This window comes from Pradoshia sp. Z6_59, from assembly GCF_058267515.1.
On record NZ_JBZCPP010000019.1, the window covers coordinates 45,971 to 69,933 of the forward strand.

General features: G+C 37.1%; 20 protein-coding genes. 14 read left to right on the forward strand and 6 right to left on the reverse strand.

What is annotated here, in order from left to right; all coding sequences use genetic code 11:
- Nucleotides 1-12 precede the first annotated feature (12 nt).
- Nucleotides 13-708 (forward strand): GntR family transcriptional regulator, encoded by a 696-nt coding sequence (locus AC4D4B_RS16210; protein WP_490997059.1) that lies wholly within the window; start codon nucleotides 13-15, stop codon nucleotides 706-708.
- Nucleotides 709-903: 195 nt separating this feature from the next.
- Here the strand turns inward: AC4D4B_RS16210 and AC4D4B_RS16215 are convergent, their stop codons facing one another.
- Together AC4D4B_RS16215 and AC4D4B_RS16220 are read right to left on the reverse strand one after the other, a co-directional pair.
- Nucleotides 904-3,288 carry a penicillin acylase family protein gene (locus tag AC4D4B_RS16215; protein WP_491000517.1) on the reverse strand — a complete coding sequence of 795 codons (2,385 nt, stop codon included), beginning with the start codon at nucleotides 3,286-3,288 and terminating at the stop codon, nucleotides 904-906.
- Between the two features lie 111 nt (nucleotides 3,289-3,399).
- Nucleotides 3,400-4,254, reverse strand: a complete 855-nt coding sequence (locus tag AC4D4B_RS16220) for a DegV family protein (protein WP_491000518.1) — start codon at nucleotides 4,252-4,254, stop codon at nucleotides 3,400-3,402.
- Nucleotides 4,255-4,405: 151 nt separating this feature from the next.
- Between AC4D4B_RS16220 and AC4D4B_RS16225 the strand changes: the two genes are divergently transcribed.
- From AC4D4B_RS16225 to AC4D4B_RS16240, 4 genes are all read left to right on the forward strand, one after another.
- The gene (locus AC4D4B_RS16225; RefSeq protein ID WP_490997056.1) at nucleotides 4,406-4,969 is read left to right on the forward strand and encodes a TetR/AcrR family transcriptional regulator; all 564 of its coding nucleotides are present in this window, start codon (nucleotides 4,406-4,408) and stop codon (nucleotides 4,967-4,969) included.
- Between the two features lie 313 nt (nucleotides 4,970-5,282).
- Nucleotides 5,283-5,585: a nucleotide pyrophosphohydrolase gene (locus tag AC4D4B_RS16230; RefSeq protein ID WP_490997055.1), complete on the forward strand. Its 303-nt coding sequence runs from the start codon at nucleotides 5,283-5,285 to the stop codon at nucleotides 5,583-5,585.
- Nucleotides 5,586-5,626: 41 nt separating this feature from the next.
- Nucleotides 5,627-7,258 (forward strand): DUF2075 domain-containing protein, encoded by a 1,632-nt coding sequence (locus AC4D4B_RS16235; protein WP_491000519.1) that lies wholly within the window; start codon nucleotides 5,627-5,629, stop codon nucleotides 7,256-7,258.
- 296 nt (nucleotides 7,259-7,554) lie between these two features.
- Nucleotides 7,555-9,054 (forward strand): malate:quinone oxidoreductase, encoded by a 1,500-nt coding sequence (locus AC4D4B_RS16240; protein ID WP_491000520.1) that lies wholly within the window; start codon nucleotides 7,555-7,557, stop codon nucleotides 9,052-9,054.
- A gap of 114 nt (nucleotides 9,055-9,168) precedes the next feature.
- On the opposite strand, the gene AC4D4B_RS16245 is transcribed toward AC4D4B_RS16240, so the two are convergent.
- The gene (locus AC4D4B_RS16245) at nucleotides 9,169-10,272 is read right to left on the reverse strand and encodes an SH3 domain-containing protein (protein WP_490997052.1); all 1,104 of its coding nucleotides are present in this window, start codon (nucleotides 10,270-10,272) and stop codon (nucleotides 9,169-9,171) included.
- Nucleotides 10,273-10,490: 218 nt separating this feature from the next.
- Between AC4D4B_RS16245 and AC4D4B_RS16250 the strand changes: the two genes are divergently transcribed.
- The 5 genes from AC4D4B_RS16250 (at nucleotide 10,491) to AC4D4B_RS16270 (ending at nucleotide 16,595) form a co-directional block, all read left to right on the forward strand.
- Nucleotides 10,491-11,276: an SDR family oxidoreductase gene (locus AC4D4B_RS16250; protein WP_490997051.1), complete on the forward strand. Its 786-nt coding sequence runs from the start codon at nucleotides 10,491-10,493 to the stop codon at nucleotides 11,274-11,276.
- 372 nt (nucleotides 11,277-11,648) lie between these two features.
- Nucleotides 11,649-12,410: an SDR family oxidoreductase gene (locus tag AC4D4B_RS16255; RefSeq protein WP_491000521.1), complete on the forward strand. Its 762-nt coding sequence runs from the start codon at nucleotides 11,649-11,651 to the stop codon at nucleotides 12,408-12,410.
- A 272-nt stretch (nucleotides 12,411-12,682) separates the two neighbouring features.
- Nucleotides 12,683-14,647: an ABC transporter ATP-binding protein/permease gene (locus tag AC4D4B_RS16260; protein ID WP_491000522.1), complete on the forward strand. Its 1,965-nt coding sequence runs from the start codon at nucleotides 12,683-12,685 to the stop codon at nucleotides 14,645-14,647.
- Between the two features lie 8 nt (nucleotides 14,648-14,655).
- Complete coding sequence (locus AC4D4B_RS16265; protein ID WP_491000523.1) at nucleotides 14,656-15,267, forward strand: TetR/AcrR family transcriptional regulator; 612 nt, start codon at nucleotides 14,656-14,658, stop codon at nucleotides 15,265-15,267.
- Nucleotides 15,268-15,770: 503 nt separating this feature from the next.
- Nucleotides 15,771-16,595: an alpha/beta fold hydrolase gene (locus AC4D4B_RS16270; protein ID WP_491000524.1), complete on the forward strand. Its 825-nt coding sequence runs from the start codon at nucleotides 15,771-15,773 to the stop codon at nucleotides 16,593-16,595.
- A 152-nt stretch (nucleotides 16,596-16,747) separates the two neighbouring features.
- Here AC4D4B_RS16270 and AC4D4B_RS16275 read toward each other — a convergent pair whose 3' ends face one another.
- From AC4D4B_RS16275 to AC4D4B_RS16285, 3 genes are all read right to left on the reverse strand, one after another.
- The gene (locus AC4D4B_RS16275; protein ID WP_490997046.1) at nucleotides 16,748-17,929 is read right to left on the reverse strand and encodes an NAD(P)/FAD-dependent oxidoreductase; all 1,182 of its coding nucleotides are present in this window, start codon (nucleotides 17,927-17,929) and stop codon (nucleotides 16,748-16,750) included.
- Between the two features lie 89 nt (nucleotides 17,930-18,018).
- Complete coding sequence (locus AC4D4B_RS16280) at nucleotides 18,019-18,444, reverse strand: DUF1641 domain-containing protein (protein WP_490997045.1); 426 nt, start codon at nucleotides 18,442-18,444, stop codon at nucleotides 18,019-18,021.
- 367 nt (nucleotides 18,445-18,811) lie between these two features.
- Nucleotides 18,812-20,443 carry a Na/Pi cotransporter family protein gene (locus AC4D4B_RS16285; RefSeq protein WP_490997044.1) on the reverse strand — a complete coding sequence of 544 codons (1,632 nt, stop codon included), beginning with the start codon at nucleotides 20,441-20,443 and terminating at the stop codon, nucleotides 18,812-18,814.
- Between the two features lie 349 nt (nucleotides 20,444-20,792).
- On the opposite strand from AC4D4B_RS16285, the gene AC4D4B_RS16290 reads away from it, so the two are divergent.
- From AC4D4B_RS16290 to AC4D4B_RS16305, 4 genes are all read left to right on the forward strand, one after another.
- Nucleotides 20,793-21,023, forward strand: coding sequence for an excisionase family DNA-binding protein (locus tag AC4D4B_RS16290; protein WP_490997043.1), 231 nt, complete (start codon nucleotides 20,793-20,795; stop codon nucleotides 21,021-21,023).
- Between the two features lie 298 nt (nucleotides 21,024-21,321).
- Nucleotides 21,322-22,314: a Gfo/Idh/MocA family protein gene (locus tag AC4D4B_RS16295; protein WP_490997042.1), complete on the forward strand. Its 993-nt coding sequence runs from the start codon at nucleotides 21,322-21,324 to the stop codon at nucleotides 22,312-22,314.
- A gap of 177 nt (nucleotides 22,315-22,491) precedes the next feature.
- Nucleotides 22,492-22,788, forward strand: coding sequence for a phasin family protein (locus tag AC4D4B_RS16300; RefSeq protein WP_490997041.1), 297 nt, complete (start codon nucleotides 22,492-22,494; stop codon nucleotides 22,786-22,788).
- 41 nt (nucleotides 22,789-22,829) lie between these two features.
- Nucleotides 22,830-23,963, forward strand: a 1,134-nt coding sequence (locus tag AC4D4B_RS16305) for an ABC1 kinase family protein (protein WP_490997040.1), incomplete at its 3' end; no start/stop codon positions are given.

Sequence of the window (23,963 nt, forward strand, 5' to 3'; positions counted from 1 at the left end):
GAGGGTCCGATCATGTTAGTTGTGACACCGAGAGCAATTGGAGAAAATACGAAAGAGTATTCATATCGCCTGGTTAAGAACGCTATTATGTCATTGCAACTGCAACCTGGCCAATCCATTAAAGAAGCAGATTTAGCTGCATCTTTGCATATTTCGAGAACACCGATCCGAGAAGTAATGGCAAAATTGAAGGAGGAGCACCTAGTAGATGTTTTACCACAAATAGGTACATATGTATCCAAGATTAATTATCAGTTAATTGAGGAAGCAGCGTTCATGCGCTTTACATTAGAAAAGGAAATTTTGAAATTATCTTGTCGGAAATTTTCAAAGAAGAGTTTAAAAGAGTTGAAACGAATCGTAGCTCAACAAGAAGAACTTATTTGTGAAAAAGAATATGTACAGAAGTTTCATCAATTGGATAAACAATTTCACGCTTTAATTTTTAGAGAGAATAAGAAAGAGCACATTTGGGAGGGGATTATGCGTCTAAGTACACATTATAATCGTATAAGGTTACTTTCTGAAATGAACAATAGCTTTGAAGAGGCGATTAAACAACATCAAGACATTATCCAACTAATTGAAAATCAAGACATGGAATATGCTTCTCAAATTGCCTATCAACATATAATAGAACCAAAAAGAAAGTGGAAGCAATTTTTAGAGGAAGGTAGTCCGTACTTACATTATTTTGATGTGCAGTAAGAAAAGTGTCCAACATATAAGGATACTTTTTTAATTTATAGCCAACTATTCTAAATGAACTAATGATGTACTAGCCAAAGATTAAGGATGTTCTTTTAATTTTTTATTACTGTCGGAATAGCAGATCAGAGTAGAAAACTTTCTTCATGAAAGAGAGACTGCAACTATATGTTGAAGTCTCTTTTTCGTCTCTTATTATTGAGGTGTTAATATCAATGTCTGATCTTCATTAACTGACTCATTGAGTGAAGTGATGTGATAATCTCCTGTCACCCAGTCTTCGAATTGATTATTATACCATTCACTTTTAAAGTGTCCGGACTGTCCTGGCGCAACAATATGATGAGCTTTAGTCATATCACTTGTGTCTATGACATAACGCCAAGAGGCTCCATGATTGACCAAACCGGTTTCATCATTTCGTCGTGCCGCTTGAACGGTCACGGCACTTCCGCCGACAGGGATAGCTTGTTTACTATTGAAAATATGCTGAAGTGGACTCACACTGGATAATGGATGAGAAAACTGCAATTGATGCTCATCTCCCCATTTCCACTCACTCATCTTGTCTCCATAACGTTCAGATAATGTTTCGATTGTTTGTTTCAGGGCATCATAAATGACTTCTGATAAACCGCCATTGTTCTTAATCCAAGGACCTTCATTTCCTTCATTGGCACGGCGAATTAATTCGTCTATAACCTGTGCTTTTCCTTCAAAAAGCTCCATCATTTCATCAGAAATTTTCTCTCCGAATAAAACGTTCGAGATTTCTAGTAACATCGTTTGGAACAGCAATGGAGCAGTCTCTGCCTGGTCATCCTCAAATTCCCACTCTTTTAGTAGTGTAACCGCTTCTTGCTCTTGCTCATTTAATGTTTGTTTAGATAATTTTTCAAGGAAAATAGGGACAAACTCTTCTGCCTGTAGATTTTTGATATCCAGTTGAAGTTCTTTCATATCTTCAACTGTAAAGGTATCTTTAGAGTTCAATATTTCTAAAATACGTTGCTGACGATAGGGTTGTGCCCATACATGAGAAATATGATATGGATAGGAATCATCGACAATTTTATTATTAGCGGTAGCAATAAAACCTTCTTCAGGGTTGATGATTGTCGGCAATTCATTATGCGGAATATATTTTTCCCATTCATAATCATCATTCCAGCCTGGAACTGGCACTAAACTTTCGCCATTTTTTCGAATAGGAATATTCCCGGATGCTTTGTAGGCGATTGTCCCATCTTTTGCAGCGAATACAAAATTGGATGCCGGTGCTTTGAATCTTTCTATCGCTGTATCGAATTCTTCCCAGTTACTCGCTTTATTCATCGCTGGGATTGCTTCTAAATCCTGCGTTGCGTCTAAACCTGTCCACTTTAATGAAAGTACTGTATCACTCTTATTATCATGAGCAAACTCAGAAATAACAGGACCATGACTAGTAACCATAACTTCATAATTAATAGACTTTTGTCCTTTTACCTTGATGGTCTCTTTAATGATCTCTGCATCTATCCATTCATCATTATATAAAAATTGATTTGGATTATCTGGATTAAGTTTTTCAATATATAAATCTTGTACATCCGGTCCTACATTGGTAATTCCCCAGGCAACTTCTTCATTGTGTCCGATGATAATACCTGGAATTCCTGCAAATGTCACACCGCTAATATTTTGCTCATTTGATTTTAACGTTGATTGGTACCAGATAGCTGGAGTCATTAATCCTAAATGCGGATCATCTGCCAAAAGTGCCGACCCGCTTTCACTTTTCTCTCCGCTTATAACCCAGTTGTTACTGCCGTTGAACTCATCTGGGATATGGGCATTTGCAAAGCTTTTCTCCCAATCGATCGCACCTTCATCAATTACGGTTGGTGCATCTTCGGAATAGGATGGAAACAAATCTAAGGCTTCTTCTTCAGTAAATTCACTTAATAAATAACTGCGGAAGGCTTGGCCTTTCCAGTGTCCGCCTAAATCATAGGCCATGTATTTGACAATGGTTAAGGAATCGATGATCGTCCATTCTGACGGTTCATAGCCTAACAATGTGAACTCGACAGGCAGTTTATTTTCAGAGATGGCTTCCTTCATAAACATATTTACCCCATCCGCATAGCATTGCATGTATTCTTTCATTTCATCTGAATAGCCGTTATAAGAAGCTTCAGCAGCACGTCTCAAGCCAAAAGTACGAAAGAATTTATCCTGATCCACCATACTTTCTCCGACAACCTCGCTTAATTGTCCGGAAGCTTGTCTTCTGCTTAAATCCATTTGGAACAAACGGTCCTGAGCAGTTATATAGCCCTGAGCCATATATAAATCATGATCATTTTCAGCTGTGATATGAGGTACGCCTTCTTCATCGCGCACAACAGTGACTTTATCTCGTAATCCCTCGAGCTCTATTTCTCCTGAAATTTGCGGTAATGAACGCTTTGCATACATATTTGCTGCAACTAAAATGGCTACAAGGACAAGGGTTAATCCGAGAAAGGAAAAACCGACAATTTTAGGCCACCTACGTTTTTTTCGTTCAATCTGATTTTCTGCATTTATACACATCGTAAGTATGTTCTCCTTATCGATAACTATCAAATATTCATAAAAACCCTCTTAGAGTGGGAAAGTACTATAAAAGAAGAACAGAAGGGAGAATATCCCTTCTATACTGGGTTATTGTTTTATATAAGCAAGTCCTAGACACCCTGGACCGGTATGGCTGCCAATGGATGGGCCGATTTCGGTGATGAATACTCGCGCGAAGGGTTGTTCTAATTCAAGATCAGCTTTTAAGGATAATGCATGATCAAGATTATTAGAGTGTAAAATACAAATCATTTCTCTCTCAACATTTGAAGCTAGGAATCTCTCTTTGATTTGTTTGGTTGCACCGGATGTTTTGCGAGCTTTGCAGACAGATTCAATGACTCCATTATCTGTAACGGAAAGGATTGGCTTGATTCCGATTAGTCCTCCAATCTTCGCAATAGCCGGATTAAGTCTGCCACCTCTGGCTAGGTATTGTAAGTCATTCACGTAAAATTCTACGTGGAAGGATTGTTTGTTTTCTTCCAGGTATTCGACAATTTGATCGTAGGAATACTTCTCATCTCTCATCATGCAAGCTTTGACCACTAACATTCCCATAGCCATAGAACCAGTTAAGGAATCGATTACGGTGATGCGACTTTCCGGATATGAATCTAGTAATTCTAGACTTGCCAATCTAATATTATTAAACGTGCAACTTAATGCACTGGAAAGAGTTACGCAAATGATATCATTTCCTTTTTCCAATTCTTCTTTTAATACTTGAATTGCGGCTGAAGGAGAGCTGGCACTTGTCTTGGCAACCTCACCGTTTGCTAATCTTTTATAAAACTCCCCAAGTTCCATCTTACGTTCGGAACCGTACTCTACTTGATCCTCAAACTGAAAATGAAGAGGGATTAATTTTATTCCATATTTTTCGATTACCTCTGAAGGGATATCGCAACTTCCATCGGTAATAATTGATATATTCTTCATGAAAACCTCCGTTAGTTATTAAACACTGTGTTGTATAAAATTTGTTATCATTGTATAATGATGCCCCGGAAGCATCAATCATCAATTTTAATCAGAATGAAAGTTATTAAACAGAATGGGACGATTTGTTTAAGAATAGGAGTCAGAATGGATGGAAGATCGCAGAATAAGATATACCAAAAAAGTAATTAAAGACACATTTATCGAATTGTTAGAGAAGAAGCCTATCAATAAAATTACCGTAACCGAGCTATGTACACAGTCTGAAATCAATCGGGCTACCTTTTATCGGTACTATGAGGATGTATATGATTTGATGGAGAAGCTAAAGAGTCAGTATGTAGCTGAACTGAAGGCAGCTATCTCTATTTCAAAGGACGACTACACGATTTCGGGATTTACAAGTGAAATTCTCGAGGTAATTCTAAGGAATAAGGAACTGAGCAGAGTTCTCTTTACTTTGAAGAACGGAAAAGATTTCTTGGATGATGTTCTGGATATTGCCCATCAGAAATGTGTGGAAAAGTGGAATCGATACGGTAAAAATGTACCGCAGGAGCAGGTTGGGTATTTATCAACCTTTATAACTGCTGGAACAATAGGTATTCTGAATGAATGGATTCAAAATGATTACAAAGAATCACCTTCTGAGATTGCCAATCTGATTGAAAATATGAGTCACTATGGTCTGGCGAAAATTATTTATGGGAAGTAAGTAAGCAATCAGCTTTTAGGTGACCGTTATTTATACAGAATTATTATTGAAATGATCAGCCCTTCTCATTTTAGAGTTAGGGCTTTTTTGATAGTTGTATTTTATAAATAAGAAACAATAATACTAGTTTTCAGCGCTCTACTCGTTTGAGTAAATAAGATGACGATCCGGATATATGATAAAGCCAAATTACCAATCAATCCTCTGAGCTCATTCAACTTTTTGCGGATCAATAATAGGTAGGTCCTTTTAATATTTTCTGATAAAAATGATAAAGTAGAGTATATAGAATAAAAACTAGGTGGTTTTATAAATGGAAAAAGTGATGCAAAAGGTTTTAGAGTTCAGGGATGAGCGGAATTGGGGACAATATCATAATGAGAAAGATTTAGCGATTTCGATTTCATTGGAAGCGAATGAACTATTGGAGAATTTTCAGTGGAGAGATAGCGAAGAGGCAGTGGCTGATTCAATCGACAATATAAAAGAAGAAATGGCCGATGTATTTATCTATCTCTTGCAGTTAGCGGATAAATTAGATATCGATCTGGAAGTGGAAGCACTCAAGAAACTGAAGAAGAACGCCATAAAATACCCTGCTCCGGCAAAGAAATAATCATATTCAGCTTACAATCATGTGTAATGTGGAGGTGCGGTATGAGTACAAGTACAGTAGAAATTGAGACACTGCCTTTTAACAAGGCATCAATAAATCGCCTGAGCGGCTATTATATTGATTATCCTGTCGTTTATTTTCTGAACAATGAAACTACCGTCTATATAGGCGAAACAGTGTCAGTTAAAAATCGGATGAGGGACCATCTGAATAATCATGAACGAAAATCATTAAATAAGATGTCCTTGATTATCCATAATAAATTTAATCGCTCGGCTACATATAATATTGAAACGAAGCTAATCAATTATTTCTTGGCGGATGAACGTTATAAGCTGCAGAACAAGAGTCAAACTGCAAAGAATGTAATGCATAATTATTATGAAAAACAGTACTATGATGAACAAGTTTTTGATGAAATTTGGACTGAGCTTTTAAATAGAAAAATTGTCGATCATTCCGCACAAGCAATTGAGAATAAAGATATTTTTAAGTTATCACCCTTTAAGGAAATGACGACAGAACAGTTAGAGCTTCAGCAGGAAATCATAAAGGTTTGCAAAGAACATATTATGGATGAAAAACCGTTTGTTTTTCTTATTAAAGGGGAAGCGGGTGTCGGAAAGAGTGTTGTCTTAAGTTCGGTTTTTAATAAAATTCAAGAACTCTCCAAGGAAAAGGATAACGATCTATCCAAAACTGAAAACTATTTATTAGTTAATCATTCTGAGATGTTAAAGACCTATAGAAAAATAGCTGGGAATGTTAAAGTACTTTCTAAAAAGAATTTTGAAAAGCCAACAACATTTATCAACAAGCGAAAGAAATTGAGGAAAAAGGCTGATATCGTTTTAGTAGATGAAGCTCATTTATTGTTAACAAAACCTGATAGCTACAATAATTTCAACGAAGAAAATCAATTAGAAGAGATCATTAGACATAGCAAGGTCGCTATTATTGTCTATGATGACAAGCAGGTTTTGAAAATAAAAAGCTACTGGGACGAAGAAAAGCTTTATTCAATTACAAAGGGCTGTAATACAGGAAATTATGTTTTGACGAATCAATTTCGAATGCGTGCCTCTGATAATATGGTCAATTGGATTAATAATTTTGTAGAGAAGAAAATTACTCCGATGCCGATTGAAGATGCATATGATTTTCGGATTTTCAAATCGGCAGCAGAAATGTATAAAGTAATCCAAGAGCAGAATAACAAATTTGGTTTGGCGAGAATTGTGTCCACCTTCGATTATATACATAAGAAAGATGGACTAACCTATTACGTGGAAGAGGATGGTTTTAAACTTCCATGGAATAATGATTATGGAAATCATACATGGGCAGAAGAAGCAAATACCATAAAGGAAGTAGGATCCATTTACACAATTCAGGGCTTTGACTTAAATTATGTTGGAGTTATTCTAGGCCCATCAATCGGCTATGATAAGGAAACAGATATGTTAATAATCATTCCTGAAAACTATAAGGATACAGAGGCCTTTAGGGGAAGGAATGAATATGAAAACAGTGAAGAAATTATGGAAAGAATTATTTTGAATTCACTTAACATACTGATGAAGAGGGGCATACATGGCCTGTACATATATGCACATGATCCGGAATTAAGGGGTAGATTGTTGGAGTTAGAAAAGAAAAGATTTCCTAGGTAGGACTAAAGAAGGATTCTGATCTCATTATAAAGGGCAAAACCCTTAACCAATCTGAATGAGGGTAAAAGGTGTTTTGTCTGCCTCCCTTTGAATAAAAGCTTCCATCTTCAATAAAATCACCAAATAGTTTATAATTATCTGTAAATAGTAGATATTTAAGTCCAAGAATCATTATAATGGTATGAGATATGGTAAAAAATGAGATGTAAGGGTTTCCTAAGCAGAGCCTTTCTTTTTGCTTTTTTTAATAGGAGAGCTTGCTCTTTTTTACAAATTAGGGGATGAGGATGGTTATAATGAGCAACATGCAGAAGAAAACAGACGTTATCTTAATTGGTGCCGGGATTATGAGCGCGACATTGGGGTCAATACTTAAAGAGTTAGCACCTGAATGGAACATCAAAGTATTTGAAAAACTTGCAAGTGCAGGGGAAGAAAGCTCAAATGAATGGAATAATGCAGGGACGGGGCATTCTGCACTGTGTGAGCTTAACTATACATCTGAAAAAGCTGATGGATCTATAGATATTAGTAAGGCTATCAATATTAATGAGCAGTTCCAGCAATCAAAGCAGTTTTGGTCATACTTGATTAACAGCAATTTGATTCAAAATCCACAGGATTTTATCATGCCAATTCCTCATATGAGTTTAGTGCAGGGAGAGGATAATATAACTTTCCTGAAAAAACGTTTTAAAGCGCTTTCTAAAAATCCTTTATTTGAAGGAATGGAATTTACAGAGAATCCAGATAAACTGGAAGAATGGATTCCTCTAATAATGGAGGGACGCTCATCGGATGAACCGATTGCAGCAACAAAAATTGATTCAGGAACCGATGTTAACTTCGGTGCGTTAACACGCATGCTGTTTGAACATTTATATAGTAACGGAGTAGAAGTCAATTATAGGCATAGTGTAGAAGATATTAAACGTACCACTGATGACTTATGGCAGGTGAAGGTGCATGATTTGGAAAATGGTAAACTTGAATACCATACGGCGCATTTCGTCTTTATCGGTGGTGGAGGCGGAAGTCTTCCTTTACTTCAAAAAACCGGTATTCCGGAGTCCAAGCATATCGGAGGTTTCCCTGTAAGCGGACTGTTTATGGTTTGTAATAATCCCGAAATCGCTGAGAAGCATCATGCGAAAGTGTACGGAAAGGCTAAGGTTGGTGCACCGCCAATGTCTGTTCCTCATCTAGATACACGGTATATCGATAATAAGAAAACGTTATTATTTGGGCCATTTGCCGGTTTTTCGCCCAAATTCTTAAAAACTGGTTCCAACTTAGATTTGTTTGGGTCTGTAAAACCGAACAATGTAATTACGATGCTGGCGGCAGGAGTTAAAGAAATGGCATTGACTAAATATTTGGTTCAGCAAGTCATGCTATCGAATGAGAAGCGTATGGAGGAATTACGTGAATTTATTCCGAACGCCAACAGCGATGATTGGCATACAGTAGTGGCAGGCCAACGTGTGCAAGTAATCAAAGATACAGAAGAAGGCAAAGGAACACTTCAATTTGGTACAGAAGTAGTCAGTGCTGAAGATGGTTCGGTTGCTGCATTGCTCGGAGCCTCTCCTGGAGCCTCTACTGCCGTTCACGTTATGCTTAAAGTATTGGATAAATGTTTCCCTCAAAATATGAAGGAGTGGGAACCTAAAATAAAAGAAATGATTCCATCTTATGGCTTATCTTTGATGGAAAATCCAGATCTTTTCAAAGAAATTAATAGATCAACTTCAGAAACTCTTAGACTTTGTACAAAAGAAATGATCTATAACTAAACATCTCTTAATTATAAATAAGGGCAACTCACTGTATTATGTAGGTTACCCTATCTTTATTTTATAAATAGTAGAACAACCCTGCACTAGACTTACCAATGCAGGGTTGTTTTATTAGTACTTATTAAGTTCATTAATTGGGGTCTGAATAATGACTGGCTTCTTTTTAGGGTCCAACCATTTCAAAATCTTTTTCATATTTGTTTCAGAAGTGGCGGTGCAGCCTAAAGTATAGCTATCACCAATGTGGAAGAAGATTGCACTTCCTTTATAAGGAGTTCGCTTTGTATTGTAGTTGATGACAAAGCCATATGTATAGGCTGAAATATTCATATTCTCTGCGCTTTTCCATTGGCCCTTGGTTTTCTTTTTGGACTGCCAAGTATTATAAAGTTTCGATTTCGGATCATCGACCCATACGTCATCCGCAGTGATTTTACGATAATTCAGCTTTGTTCCTGGATTGGCTTTCCGGCCAAAAGCTGTACCGATTGTATACTTCCCAATCGGAGACTTTTTGCCTCCCTCTTTCATATCCTTTTCCTTCGCAAACCCGTACTTACCAATATAGCCTTTGGTCGTTAATACAGGAACCCATTTTCCTTTGGAGTTCCTTTCGAATGTACGGATTTCAGCATTGGGTGTATTATATCCATTTGAAGTTACAAGAATGAGTTGCTTGTTGCTCCCAACTGTCTTTAAGCCTTCAGCTAAATTTTTCGGAGCTGCCGGCTTTTTGGAAGTTAAATACTTGCTTGAAGCCCAACCGGTTTTACTGCCGGTGATTACCTTGCTCCAGGAGCCTTTCGTTTGGGTTACTTTAACTGAGCTGTTCTTTTTGATAGTGGCGATTACTTTGTATTTAGTTCCGGCACCACTGCGGATATTTAACGTACTGGCTGACACGTACATCGTTTTTGTAGTGGTTTTAACAGCTGGCTTCTTGGTTGTTAAATACTTACTGGACACCCAACCGGTTTTGCCGTTTACAGTTACTTTTTCCCATGAACCTTTCGTTTGAGTAACTTTAACAGAGGTATTCTTTTTAACAGTTGTAACTACTTTGTATGTAGTACCCGGGCCACTTCGTACATTTAGTGTACTGGCCGTAACATATTTGGTTTTTGATGTCGCTGCTGCTTGAACGTCTTTTCCCATTGGTAAAGCTGAAAGTAGGACGAATAGCGCAACTATGATAGCTAAGCCCTTTTTTAACATGCTTCATTTCCCTCCCAGTTGAGAAATCCCTTTAATTTTTCACATATCTATTATAAATTAGAATCCACCTTTTATTTCCACTTGTTTGTTAATTTTACTTTAAATTTTAAGAGATTCTAATATATATTTCTATCAGTCAGTTTTAGGAATGTTTATGTCAAAAACCATCGGGAAGAAGGAAAAGAGGCGAAAGAGAATTGAGAAGGAGGAATTACTAAATGGAAAAAACCATTTTTATAACAGGAGCAGGGAGCGGACTTGGTAAAGGTGCGGCCATTGGACTGGCAAAGAAAGGTCATCGTGTGATCGCAACGACTGAAACTACTTCCCAGAAAACAGCGCTTATGCGGGAAACAAAAGACTTAGACATAAATATGAATGTTTTTAAGCTTGATATTACCAATCCTATTGATTTAAGAGAAATTGAAAAATATGATTTTGATATTTTTGTAGCAAATGCCGCGATTAATGAAGGAGGACCCCTGGGTGAGATACCAATGGAGCGGTTCCGGGCTATCTTCGAGGTGAACGTATTCGCTACACTTGAAACAGCTCAAATAGCAGCAAGAAAGCTGGTTGAAAAGGGGAAAGGGAAAATTGTTTTCTTAAGTTCGATGGCAGGTATTATGACAACTCCTTATGCAGGTCCATATGCAGCCACGAAGCATGCCATTGAAGCAATGGCTTTGACCTTAAAAGATGAATTAAAAGAGTTTGGCGTACAGGTGGCTACTATTAACCCTGGTTCATTTGATACGGGCTTCAATGATCGGGCCGTAGAGGAAAAGTGGAAATGGTATAATGAGGAAGAACACTTTACCCGTAAAGAAGATATGAAAGCGATGGAAGAGGGATTGGAAAATCAAATGGATCCAGAGGATATGATTGAAAAAATGATAGAAATTATCCCGGCAGAACATCATAAATTCCGTACGGTTTATCCCGAGCAAACAGAAAAACAGATGAAGGAAGCTGAACAGAAAAAGTGGTCGATGGAAATTTAGTTCGACAAAATCTTAATTTACGTTCACTCTTTTTTCTCTTTAACTACTAATTGTCACATTGTGTCCAACTTTTGATCTAGTAAATCAGGAGTTTTAGTTTTATTTAAATTTAAATATAAGTTAAAATATTCATGAAGCAAGAATATCATTTTTTTTGGGTAAACTTACTTTCTTTTATGTCTAGGCAAAATTAGGCTATGTTAAAGTCCATTATGTTGGCTAAGCAAGTTTACTTGAAATGGATCTGAGGACTAGGGTATGTCTCGCTTTTATGCTGGATTAATACGAAGTGTCACAGACAAAATCCAAGTATAAATTTTAAAATCCGTATGGATAAACAGAACCTACACTTTAATGAGGAGGTAGTTCAAAATGAAATTAGAGGGAAAAGTAGCGGTAGTAACAGGTGCAGCATCCGGAATGGGGAAAGCGATTGCAGAGCTTTATGCAAAAGAAGGAGCTAAAGTCCTTGTGACAGATCTTAACCTTGAGGGTGCCGAAAAAGTAGTCGAAGGGATTACAAACAATGGCGGTACAGCGAAAGCATTGCAAGTGAACGTAGCAAAGCTTGAAGATATCGAGGGAATGATTGATACAGCTGTTAGTGAATTTGGTACGTTAGATATCCTTGTTAACAATGCAGGCATTATGGATGGTTTCGAACCTGTTGCGGATATACAAGATGAAAGATGGGATTTAATTTTTGATGTAAATACTAAAGGTGTTATGCGTTCCATGCGTAAGGTCGTTCCATTATTCCAGGAAAAAGGCCAAGGCATCATTATTAATATTGCTTCTACTGGTGGATTAAACGGTGCTCATGCAGGTGCTGCCTATGGCGCTTCCAAGCATGCGGTGGTTGGTCTTACTAAGAACACAGCCTTTATGTATGCAAAAGAAGGCATTCGCTGTAATGCAATCGCACCAGGTGCGGTTGAAACCAATATTTCTGCATCCATGGGAAATGTTAATGAATTTGGAATGGGCCGTTCTAGATTAGCACAAGCTGCGATTCCTAGAGTGGGACAACCGGAAGAAATCGCTGCAGCTGCCTTATTCCTTGCTTCTGAGGATTCCAGCTTTGTAAATGGTACAGTTTTAGTAGTTGATGGTGGTTGGACTTCAGCATTCTAATAAATAGTAATAATTGATTATGAGTTGGCAGTTTGTTTCTCTTCTGTAGAGGGGCAAGCTGCTTTTTGTTTTGAATAATATATATTTGAATAATAAAATTTTACATAAACAGATTTAATTCATTATATTAAATCGATAAATATTATTTTAATATAATTAATTGACAGGTGACAGGTTGTCACTTATAGTAGTCTTACTTGATAAACTGTCATAAAACTGACCAGACTAATTACATCAAGAGACTAACAAGTAAAGGGTGTCATAAAACATATATGAAAGTACTTGAATTGCAGCATGTGAACAAACAATACCCGATTGCAGATGGTCAATACTTCCCTGCTCTTAAAGATGTTAATGTTTCCTTTGAGAAGGGAGAATTGGTCTCCATCATTGGTGAATCAGGAAGTGGTAAATCCACTCTAATGAATCTGATTGGCGGGTTGGATTCTGATTTTACCGGTTCCGTTCAGTTTGAAGGGAAGAATATTGGTGAGTTTAATGAAAAAGAAATGGATGAATATCGAAAAAATAAAATAGGCTTTATTTTTCAAAGCTTTAATCTGATTCCGCATTTGTCTGTCCTCGATAATGTCACGATTGCGATGACTTTATCGAATGTAGGGAAAGAGGAACGCATTAAAAGAGCGGAGGAAATTCTAACTCAGGTTGGTTTGAAAAATCATATTTATAAAAAGCCAAATCAATTATCCGGCGGTCAAAAGCAAAGGGTTGCGATTGCGCGTGCATTAATTAATGATCCTGAAATCATCATTGCCGATGAACCAACCGGAGCACTTGATTCTGAAACAACGGAACAAGTATTGGCGATCATAAAAGATATTGCTAAGCAAGGTAAGCTGGTTATTATGGTTACTCACTCTGAGCGAGTAGCGAACCATTCCTCAAGGGTAATCCAAATTGCAGATGGGGAAATTATCCGTGATGACAGAGGAGAACCTCTAGAACAAATGGAACCTCAATCCAATCAAGTGGAAAAGAAGGTTGGTGAAAACCTTAGCTTTGTGGCGGCCGTGAAACTTGCATTTCTGAATATGAAAGAGAAGCTTGGTAGAAATGTTTGGGTTTCATTAGGAGCAAGCATAGGAATCATGAGTGTCATCTTTTTCCTTTCATTAGGAAATGGTGTGAAGACCTATATGAATGACTCTATGAACAGTATGGTGAATCCGCTTGTCGTAGAAGTAAATATGCCTTCTGAGGAACAAGAACTACCAACAAATGTAGATGAAAATCAGGCCATGATGCTATCGATGATGGGTGAACAAACACCATTTGAGGAAAAGGATATAGAGAAATTATCCAAAATCGAGAACGTCTCTTCAGTAGAAAAAGGTTTCAATCTAATATCATTTGGTTCCAACGCAGTTAAATATGAGGATAAAAAGGTTGATTTAATGATGATTTCAACCGTCTCCTCTAATTTAACCGAAACGAGTATTAAAGAAGGCTCTTTACCTGGAAAACAAGAAATTCTTCTTGCGGAAGGTACCGCTGAAAAATTAGGTGGAGATATGATCGGTAAAGATGTTAACGTAACGCTAATGCTTAATGAAGAATTATATGAAAAAACCTATAAAGTTAGCGGGATTATATCGTTAGGCAGTCAATTTGCGGCAATGGATTTAATCTATGTCAATTATGATGACCTTGTACTGCTTGCCAAGGATAACGGTCAGACACTAGAACCGACAAGTATCTATTTAGTGGCAGATAATGAAGAGTTTACGGAAGATATAAAAGCAAAAATCAAGGATATGGGCTACAGTGGTTCATCCCAGGAAACAATGACAGCCATGATGAACGAAATGCTGGATGTTTTGACATATGTCTTAACAGGGATTTCAGGAATTTCACTATTTGTTTCAGCAATCATGATTTTGGTTGTTCTCCATATTAGTGTTGTTGAGCGTACAAAGGAAATCGGGGTTCTAAAAGCGATCGGTGCAAGACGCAGGGATATTAGAAGAATTTTTGTGTCTGAAGCATTCCTGATTGGACTATCCAGTGGAATCATCGGTGTTCTGGCTGCCTCTTTATTAACAGTTGTGGCTAACAGCCTTTCAACAAAATTGATTGATTTTGAAATTGTACAAATAACCCCAGCATATATTGCTTTCGGTGTTGCTGCCAGTATCATTATCAGCATGCTTTCAGGACTTATGCCTGCCAATAAAGCAGCTAAATTGGATCCGGTCGACTCTTTACGCAGAGAGTAGGATAGTATATGCCAAGTCAAACATTTGTGAATTTACCAGCGGAAAAGCGTATCAGGATTATTCAGGCTGCTAAGGAGGAATTCAGCCAATATTCCTTCTATGATGCATCTATTAATCGAATTATTAAAGAAGCGCAAATTCCTCGGGGAAGCTTCTATCGTTACTTTGAAAATAAAGAAGATCTGTTTCTGTATTTATTAAATGAGTATAAAAGTGATCTCCATAATCAGATCAACAGCAAGATTAACGATCGGGTAAGCCTCTTTTCACTTCACTTTATGCTATTTGATTATATTACTAAGAAAGCGATGGATCCTGCTCATTCCAAGTTTTTGGTCAATGTGTATACGCGGACGGATATTAAGCTGGCTGAACATTTAATGAGCTTTACGGATGTGCGTGAAATGGAAGAGCAACACGAGAAGTTGCTGAATCTAGTTACTGACACTCATTTACTAAAGGTTGAAAATAAAGAGGAATTATTTCAAGTTATTGCGATTTTGAGAACTATTACATTCAATCAAATTATCCTGGCGTTAAATGATCTTTCGACTGTGAGTCAAAAAAGAAAAGACATGGAGCGTCAATTTCACTTTGTTAAATATGGTGTACTGAAATAAACAAAGTAAAAGCCTTGAACTTGTGTTCTGAACAGGTTCAAGGCTTTTTATTATAGTCAGGTAGCTTCCACTTAATCTGCAAATATGAATATTGTCTTTAATAATGAAGGCTGTTGATCTGCCGGGTACGATTTTAATGCTAGTTTGGCAACGAATTTCTCGGAAATCCCTGATGCTTGACAGAATTTCTCCATCGAAGCAGTCCTAAAGCAGTAATGATGCTTTTATTTCTCCATATAAATTCTCTTTTGCCCCCATGTTTTACCTCATATTTAATTATGCCTTTATCATACATTGGAAAATTAAACGTAAAGATATATTCATTAAATTCTATAATTTTGCATATAGAATTTGTAAATGCAAATATAGAAGTTATTCCGTTTTAATAGTCAATTGCTCATATGGAAGTATCCTTTCGGCAATACATGAGAGGAACTAAGTTTTTACGAATATAAGTCAATATCTCCATTTTAAAAGAAATGGAAACTCTGGGAGGAGTGAATATGCTAGCCAAAGGCGGTAAATATATTGAAGTGGATCACGGTGTGGAGCTGTTTGTTCAGGATGTTGGATCAGGGGAACCGATCATTTTTATTCCAGGCTGGACTTTTACAACAGAAGTATTTTCAAAACAAGTTGAGTATTTTTCAAAAACCAACCGTGTCATTGTAATTGACCCAAGAAGTCATGGACGGTCAACAACCGCCTTGCACGGAAATGAATATATCACTCATGGTGCAGACTTGGCCATAATTCTAGAGAAATTGGAGTTGAAGGCTGTTACACTGGCAGGATGGTCATTCGGCTGTCTGACAATCTGGGAGTATATAAGACAATTTGGAATGGACAATAGCAAAGCGTTTATCTTTGTGGATATGTCCCCAAAACCATTATCGACGGACCATATAAGCGACTGGGTTGAAGGCTCATTGGATGATATAGGGCTGGCCTATAATACTTATTTACGCAATCCGGAAGGGCAAAGGTTATTTATAACTGATTATGCAAATCAGGTGATGGTACAGAGAAAGCTTACAGATGAAGAGTTGAATTGGATAGTAGAGCAATCTTTGAAAACCCCCTATTATATAGCCGCCAACTTATTCGCTTCTGGAATGTTTTCGGATTATCGTGAGGAAGCAAGGCTCACGAGTGGATCGCGGCCGACCTTGACGATTGTGGCAGAGCATTGGGCAGATACAGCCAGGGTGTTTACACAAAAGGTATCTCCTAAATCTAAAGTAGAAGTTCTTGGTGGCCATTTAATGTTTTGGGAATATAGTGCTAAATTTAATCAAGTAATAGAAGAATTTTTAAGAAATAAGTAGAAAGAGTATAGCGGATCGCAATCTTTTCTTATTATTCGACTTTTCCCCATGTATTAGAAAATAGATTGCTAGCAGAGAATCGAGGTGGTTGAAGCGGTATGAAGCCAAAAAAACTCCTGTCTGCTTTTTGGCGGACAGGAGTTTTTATTGTATTAATTAACGATGCTGAATAAGCCTTTAATATGTGACAGATAACGGATATTACTAGCTTCTTTCATCATTGTAGCCGGTAAGCCTTTTAATGGTGTTGAGTTCCCGCCAATAATGGCTACGCCATCTTTACGTCCAAGACTGGCTAATGTTCCTGAGTTTACTGGAGCAAATACTTCAGGAAGAGTGCCCTTTATGGCTGCTGCAATATTATAACCAATCAATTCGCCCATTTGCCAAGCCATTTGTGCAGTTGGAGGGTATGGTCTTGCTCCTGGAGCAGGGAAGACAACTGCACTGTCACCAGCAATGTAAACATCAGGATGTGAAGTAGATTGCAGATATTCATTAACAGTAGCACGGTTACGATCTACAGCTAAACCGGACTCACCAACAACAGGAAGGCCTTGTACGCCGCCAGTCCATACAAATGTATTGGAGATAATTTGTTGGCCATCTTTTAACTCGATTACATTTCCGTTTACACCTGTGACAGGAAGTCCAGTCAAGAATTGAACTCCGCGATTCTCTAAGCTTGTCATAGAACGCTCAATTAAATGATCAGGAAGCATAGGTAAAATTTTTGGACCTGCTTCAACTAGGATAAATTTCAGCTCAGAAGGATCAACCATGTATTTTTTAGCTACTTTAGGAGTTGTATCTGCAATTTCTCCAACTAATTCAACACCGGTTAGTCCACCGCCGCCGATAACAATGGTTGCATCTGCTGGATTTTTAGTTTGTGCATATTCTTTAATTCGATCTTCGATATGCTTGTTAATTTTATTAGCATCCTCTGCTGATTTTAAGACCATACTATTTTCTTCAAGACCAGGGATGCCAAAATAAGCAGTTTGGCTGCCTAATCCAACGACTAATTTATCATAGGTTAAGATTTTTCCGCTTGAAAGGGTTACCTTTCTTTCATCTGCTGATATAGATTCAACTTTAGAGATGATTAGATTAATATCTTTTCCTTTAAACAAACGATCTAACGGCATAGCAATTCTGCCTTCGCTAATATTGCCTGCTGCCAAGCGATGCAGTTCAGTAATAATTTGATGTGTCGGATATTGGTTAACAACTGTAATAGTAGCTTCTTCAGGAGTTAAATGCTGACGTGCTGATAATGCTGAAAGAAGACCGCCATACCCTGCTCCTAAAATAACAATTTCTTGTGCCATGATATGTTCCACCCTTGTTTGTAATATTTTTAATCCAGTATATTTCGAAAATCATATAATAAGTGCTTTTTGTATAAATGAATAAGCTTTTATTTGGAACGTTCGTTGCTTACTTGAAGATAAGCGCTGGCAAAACGAAGAACCTTTTGGATTTGAGGATCTTTTAGCATTTTCATCAAACCGAATACACTGATCACTTCTTTGCTTTGTTCAGCTCTTTCTTTTGCTTCCATAGCATTGACAGCTATATGTTTGGCTGTTTTCGTAACAGGCTCTGCAAATTCCTTCGCTGTACTGGCAAAATCATTTACTAATACTTTATCAGTAGCGACGGATTGAGCGAATTCATATGATTTGTTCAATGCTGTTACAACTTCAGTTAATTGTGGTAATTGATTTAATAGAGTAACTAATGATTCCTGAACTTCTGGTTTTGATAATTGTTTTAACAATTCTTCTTGTGAAGCAACCGGAGAGGCTTGTGTCTCTGATTGTTGTTTCATTGTGTCTGACATAGCAAATACCCCATTTCTGTTTGTTATAGCGAAAAATTAAATTAGTTATATTTATATAACCATAAATCCTCTACTTTAAGCATACTCCTTGTGTATAAATTCACAAAACTTTTTGCTCAAAAAAAAGCGCTTTCATAGTAAAAAGAATGCTATTTACACTATATTGATAGTAAAATACTTCATTCATCAATAGTTACCGTTGTAATTTTTGATTTATAAATAATGAAAACAGGAGGATTTTGAGGATGATAAATATGTGTAAATCTAAAATAATTTATGGGTAGAGAGTGTGTTTAGGGCATTTTATGATAGTGAAATAATGAAAGGAATAAAAAAATAGACCCTCCGTGGAGAGTCTATTTACTGTTTATTCTTGTTCGCCGATAATCGTTTCGGCAATGTTTTTAGCATGATCACCGATGCGTTCAAGATTACTTAAAATATCAACGTAAACAAGGCTTGCTTGCGCAGAACAGGATCCATTATTTAAACGGATGACATGTTGCTTTCTTAATTGGCGCTCCATCTTATCGATTTTACGTTCCAATTCAAGCACCTTATATGCACTTTCTTTATCTTGATTCTCTATTGCCACCATCGCTTCTTTGACCGCTTCTATAGTTAGTGTGAACATTTCAGACATGCCTTCTGTAGCCTCATCTGTAAATGTTGCTTTATTTGTATTTTTATACTCTGCAAATTCCAGAATATTTTCGAAATGGTCACCAATGCGTTCGATATCTGTAATGGTATGCATTAGAATATTATGTTCGTCAGATTCGTTAGCAGACAGTGAACTTGTAGAGACTTTAACGAGATAATCTGTTATTTTGTGATCCAAGTTATTGAGAGCTTCCTCAATTTGATTACCTGTATTTAATGAAGCAGTTTCATTCGTTAACAGGTAGTTATACGTTTCTTCCAATCCTTTAATAGCAAACTCGCCCATTCGCAAAGTTTCCTTTTTCGCCTGTCCAAGTGCAATAGAAGGAGATTGGTCGATGATTCTCTCATCTAAATGCTCCGGTTTATACTCAATCACAGTATCCTTTCCTGGAATGAGTTTAGTAACGATCCACGCATATGCACCTATGAATGGAATCATGATCAGTGTGTTTGTAATGTTGAATGTTCCATGTGCAAAGGCGATGGTCATTTCCGGATTTAGTCCAAGTGTTTTTTGGAACCAACTAATAAGAGCCGTAAATGGAACGAGCAGAATCATAAAAATGATAGTACCGAACACATTGAAGAGTATGTGTACACAAGCAGCACGTCTGGCTGCAACCGATGCACCAATGGATGCAAGCAGGGCCGTAATGGTTGTACCGATATTATCTCCGAATAGTACCGGCAGAGCACCTTGCAGATCAACAAGTCCTTCACCAAATAATCCCTGAAGGATACCGATTGTAGCGCTGGAACTTTGTACTAATAATGTAAAGACTGTTCCTACCAAAACACCAAGAATAGAATAATCACTTAAGCTTACTGTTAAATCATGAAACCATTCGAAGGAGCGAAGCGGCTTCATTCCACTGCTCATAAGCTCTAAGCCGAAGAATAAAAATCCGAACCCGAATAGAATTTGACCGAAGTTGTGGATCTTTTGGTTTTTAAAGAAGAATAATAGCACTGCACCGACAAAGATAATTGGCAATGCATATTCACCGACATCAATACCGATAATGAAGGCCGTGATGGTTGTACCGATATTTGCCCCCATAATAACACCGATTGCCTGGCGAAGTTTCATAAAACCGGCACTTACTAATCCAACTGTAATAACCGTTGTACCTGAACTACTTTGTATTAAAACAGTAACCAGGATACCGACCAAAATCCCCATAATAGGATTGGTTGTATATTTATCCAATAGATCTCTTAGGCGGTCACCTGCAGATTTTTGGAGTCCATCTCCCATAAATTTAATACCGAATAGGAAGATACCCAATCCGCCGAGAAACTCAAATAGCATTTCTTGAATACTTATATCCACTATTTACACCTCAACATTATTTTAAAAAAAGTATTTTCGATTATCATTATTATGGACAAGAAGTTTAAAGTAAATACTAAACAGTCATATTTAACTATAACTTTACGCTTCCTTTACGTTCGTGTAATTTATCAATAAATTTAAAAAATATATCATTTTAAAAAATAGGTTCGTGATGAAAAACAATGTATGGTTACATTAAATTCTGGATAGAATTAATGACTTCTATAAGAGATAACAGTACCAGATATGAAAGATATGTAACTCTAAATCTTCAACTGAATGAAGAACATTAAAAAATATGATAGACTTAGTAAACAATATTTTTGGGAGAAGAGGTGGATGATTGGTGTACCTTTCCGTGAAAGAAACAGCAGAATACTTATCATTGCCGGAATCCTATCTTGAAACACTTATCAAGCAAAAGAAAATCCGGGCTATATTTGACGGGGAGCAATATTTGATTAACAATGATCAATTTTCCAATTATCAAGAGCAGCTGCAGGAATATAAAAAGCTTTTCCAGGAATGGTTATCTGAACCGATTCCTGAAGATTGGGATGCGAAAGATGAGGATTAGTAAAACAGGAGGCATATTTTGCCTTCTTTTTTTTGCTTAAATCCTTATCTCATTTCGTGTTCGTAATAAACCTATCCTTTAAAGGTGATTCCAAATGAATATCTTTAATCCTTAGTTAAAAACATCTAATTGTAATGTAATGTCTGCAGTCATTTTTTGATATGATTTATATAGCGTTCGTAATTATAAAAAAATTCTTATATAGGTAAGCATGCTCCTTTATTGGGGTACTAGTAAGAATAAATTGGCACTTTTGAAATTATAGCTTTTAATTTGGTAGGCGAGGGAGAGGTTACTTATGAATCTAGCAACAATTGGTACTAGCAGCATTACAGAACAATTTATAGATGCAGTTTTAGAAAGTGATGGTCTTTATCTAAAGGCGATTTATTCAAGAAATTTGGATAAGGCGTCTCGTTTTGCGAATAAACATGAGGTCGATCTTGTTTTTAATCAGCTGGAGGAACTAGCTAAATGTAAGGAAATCGATATTGTCTATATCGCTTCTCCAAACTCATGTCATTTTGAACAAGCGGTTTTAATGTTAGAAAACGGTAAACATGTCATATGTGAAAAACCGTTTTTCTCTAATGTGGCAGAGTTGGATCAGGCCTATCAAATCGCTAAAAGGAATAACGTCTATCTTTTTGAAGCCATCCGAACCCTTCATACACCCAACTTCAAGTTACTGCAGGATAATATAAAACGTGTGGGAAGAATTCGTAATGTAAACTTACAATATATGAAATATTCTTCAAGATATGATCAATTGCTGGAGGGGGAGATTCCTAATATATTCTCAGCTGATTATTCAGGGGGTGCTTTGGTGGATCTGGGTGTTTATCCTCTATCCATGGCCTTCGCCCTTTTTGGAAAACCTATCTCGACCAGCTATACTCCAGTTATGCTAGATAGTGGCGTTGATGGAGGAGGAACACTAATCCTCAAGTATTCTGATTTTGTATGTACAATTGTTTGCTCGAAAATAGTCAATTCCTATGGATCAAATGAAATTCATGGGGAGACGGGAAATATTATCTTCCCTGGATCAGGAACCATTCAAAAGCTTGAGTATATTGATAGAGAAACAAAAGTGTGCGAACCCTTTTCTATTCCTCAAAAAGAGAATGATATGGCGTATGAAATTGATAACTTTATCGATATTATCAATCATGATAAACAGTCAGATTATCAAAAGCTAATTGAGATTAGTAGAGGGGTACTGGAAATCACAGAGTACTCCCGCAAAGAAAATGGAATTGTATTTAGTACAGAAAGAGAAACTGAATGATTTTTTAATAGAAGGCTGCCGTCAGGGCAGTCTTCTATTTTTTATAAGCAGAGATGTTTATTAATTCAAAAAAAATACACAATTTATAGGTTTGTTTTGATTAAGTGGTGGAAAGGTAATATTGGGAAATACTTTGCTTTATTCTATTAATCATAAATTCAAGGAGGAGAAGTGAGCATGATTAGGGACATTATAAATAAAACGTTTTCTATGGGAATTGGAGCAGCTGTAACAAGCAAGGAACAAATTGAAAAATTAGTGGATGAATTGGTGAAAAAGGGTGAAGTAACTCAGGCAGAATCCAAATCAGTGGTAGATGATCTAGTGAAAAAGGGAAATGAAGCCCGAGCAGAATTTGAACAACAAATTAATTTAAAGGTTAAGCAACGTCTGGCAGAAATGGATCTTGCCACAAAAGAAGACATTGAACGATTGGAAAATCGAATTGCTTTGTTAGAGGCGAAGAATCAATAACGACACAGGTATGTGATTGAGCAGGTTAGGGGGGAAGAGTGATGCTTAAAAAGAGAATACGTCACTTTAGTCGGTACCAGGATATCATCCGTGCAATGATTCATAATGGATTTGGATCCATTGCCAAAGAGCTGGGATTATCCGATATGCTGCCGCTTGGAGGGCAGTGGACGTTTGAAGGCAAGGAGGTTAAAAATCGGCCTGCCGCAGAGCGGATTCGTGCCATTCTTGAGGAGTTGGGTCCGACTTTTGTAAAGCTTGGGCAGATGCTGAGTACAAGACCTGATATCATTCCTCCTTCCGTTATTCTGGAATTGGAAAAGCTGCAGGATCATGTGCCTGCCTTCTCCCCTGCAGAAGTTAAAAAGATTATTGAAACGAGTCTGGAAGCAACCATTGATGAACTGTTCTCCGACTTTACGGAAGAACCGTTGGCTGCGGCTTCTATTGGCCAAGTACATAAGGCTGTTCTTTATACAGGGGAAGCGGTCGCTGTAAAAGTACAACGACCTAATATCCAAAGTAATATTGAGACGGATCTTGAAATCTTGCACAGTATTGCTAGATTGGCAGAAAAACGATTCAGCTGGGCTAGAGAATATGGCATAAGTGATATAGTGGATGAATTTTCTCAATCCTTACATCAGGAACTAGATTATGGAATTGAGGGGAGAAACTCTGAAAAAATAGCCAATCAATTTATCGATAATGACATAATTAAGATACCCACTATTTATTGGGACTACTCTACTAAGCGAGTATTAACGATGGAATACGTAGAAGGTATTAAAATAAATGATATTGAAACACTGGATGAACTTGGGTTTGACAGGCAACTAATCAGTGAGCGCTTTACAGATGCAATGATGAATCAAATCTTAATCAGCGGCCTGTTCCATGCTGATCCTCATCCAGGCAATGTTCTGATTCAACCTGGAAATCGAATTGTTTTGATTGATTTCGGTAATATTGGTCACCTTGATACACGGATAAAGTATGCATTTGCGACATTGATTATTGCCTTAAAACGAGGTAATACAGACAGTGTCATGCGTGCAATTCTTAAGCTGGGCTTCACACCTGATGATATCAATTATGATAAACTGCGATCTGATGTGGAAGAAATTATCGATAAGTATTATGGCCATCCTTTAAATACCTTAAATATGAGTGAA

Excerpts from the sequence above, each read along its gene's own strand:
- AC4D4B_RS16210 (WP_490997059.1), top strand. The coding sequence starts at position 13 with ATGTTAGTTGTGACACCGAGAGCAATTGGAGAAAATACGAAAGAGTAT.
- AC4D4B_RS16215 (WP_491000517.1), bottom strand. The coding sequence starts at position 3,288 with ATGTGTATAAATGCAGAAAATCAGATTGAACGAAAAAAACGTAGGTGG.
- AC4D4B_RS16220 (WP_491000518.1), bottom strand. The coding sequence starts at position 4,254 with ATGAAGAATATATCAATTATTACCGATGGAAGTTGCGATATCCCTTCA.
- AC4D4B_RS16225 (WP_490997056.1), top strand. The coding sequence starts at position 4,406 with ATGGAAGATCGCAGAATAAGATATACCAAAAAAGTAATTAAAGACACA.
- AC4D4B_RS16230 (WP_490997055.1), top strand. The coding sequence starts at position 5,283 with ATGGAAAAAGTGATGCAAAAGGTTTTAGAGTTCAGGGATGAGCGGAAT.
- AC4D4B_RS16235 (WP_491000519.1), top strand. The coding sequence starts at position 5,627 with ATGAGTACAAGTACAGTAGAAATTGAGACACTGCCTTTTAACAAGGCA.
- AC4D4B_RS16240 (WP_491000520.1), top strand. The coding sequence starts at position 7,555 with ATGAGCAACATGCAGAAGAAAACAGACGTTATCTTAATTGGTGCCGGG.
- AC4D4B_RS16245 (WP_490997052.1), bottom strand. The coding sequence starts at position 10,272 with ATGTTAAAAAAGGGCTTAGCTATCATAGTTGCGCTATTCGTCCTACTT.
- AC4D4B_RS16250 (WP_490997051.1), top strand. The coding sequence starts at position 10,491 with ATGGAAAAAACCATTTTTATAACAGGAGCAGGGAGCGGACTTGGTAAA.
- AC4D4B_RS16255 (WP_491000521.1), top strand. The coding sequence starts at position 11,649 with ATGAAATTAGAGGGAAAAGTAGCGGTAGTAACAGGTGCAGCATCCGGA.
- AC4D4B_RS16260 (WP_491000522.1), top strand. The coding sequence starts at position 12,683 with ATGAAAGTACTTGAATTGCAGCATGTGAACAAACAATACCCGATTGCA.
- AC4D4B_RS16265 (WP_491000523.1), top strand. The coding sequence starts at position 14,656 with ATGCCAAGTCAAACATTTGTGAATTTACCAGCGGAAAAGCGTATCAGG.
- AC4D4B_RS16270 (WP_491000524.1), top strand. The coding sequence starts at position 15,771 with ATGCTAGCCAAAGGCGGTAAATATATTGAAGTGGATCACGGTGTGGAG.
- AC4D4B_RS16275 (WP_490997046.1), bottom strand. The coding sequence starts at position 17,929 with ATGGCACAAGAAATTGTTATTTTAGGAGCAGGGTATGGCGGTCTTCTT.
- AC4D4B_RS16280 (WP_490997045.1), bottom strand. The coding sequence starts at position 18,444 with ATGTCAGACACAATGAAACAACAATCAGAGACACAAGCCTCTCCGGTT.
- AC4D4B_RS16295 (WP_490997042.1), top strand. The coding sequence starts at position 21,322 with ATGAATCTAGCAACAATTGGTACTAGCAGCATTACAGAACAATTTATA.
- AC4D4B_RS16300 (WP_490997041.1), top strand. The coding sequence starts at position 22,492 with ATGATTAGGGACATTATAAATAAAACGTTTTCTATGGGAATTGGAGCA.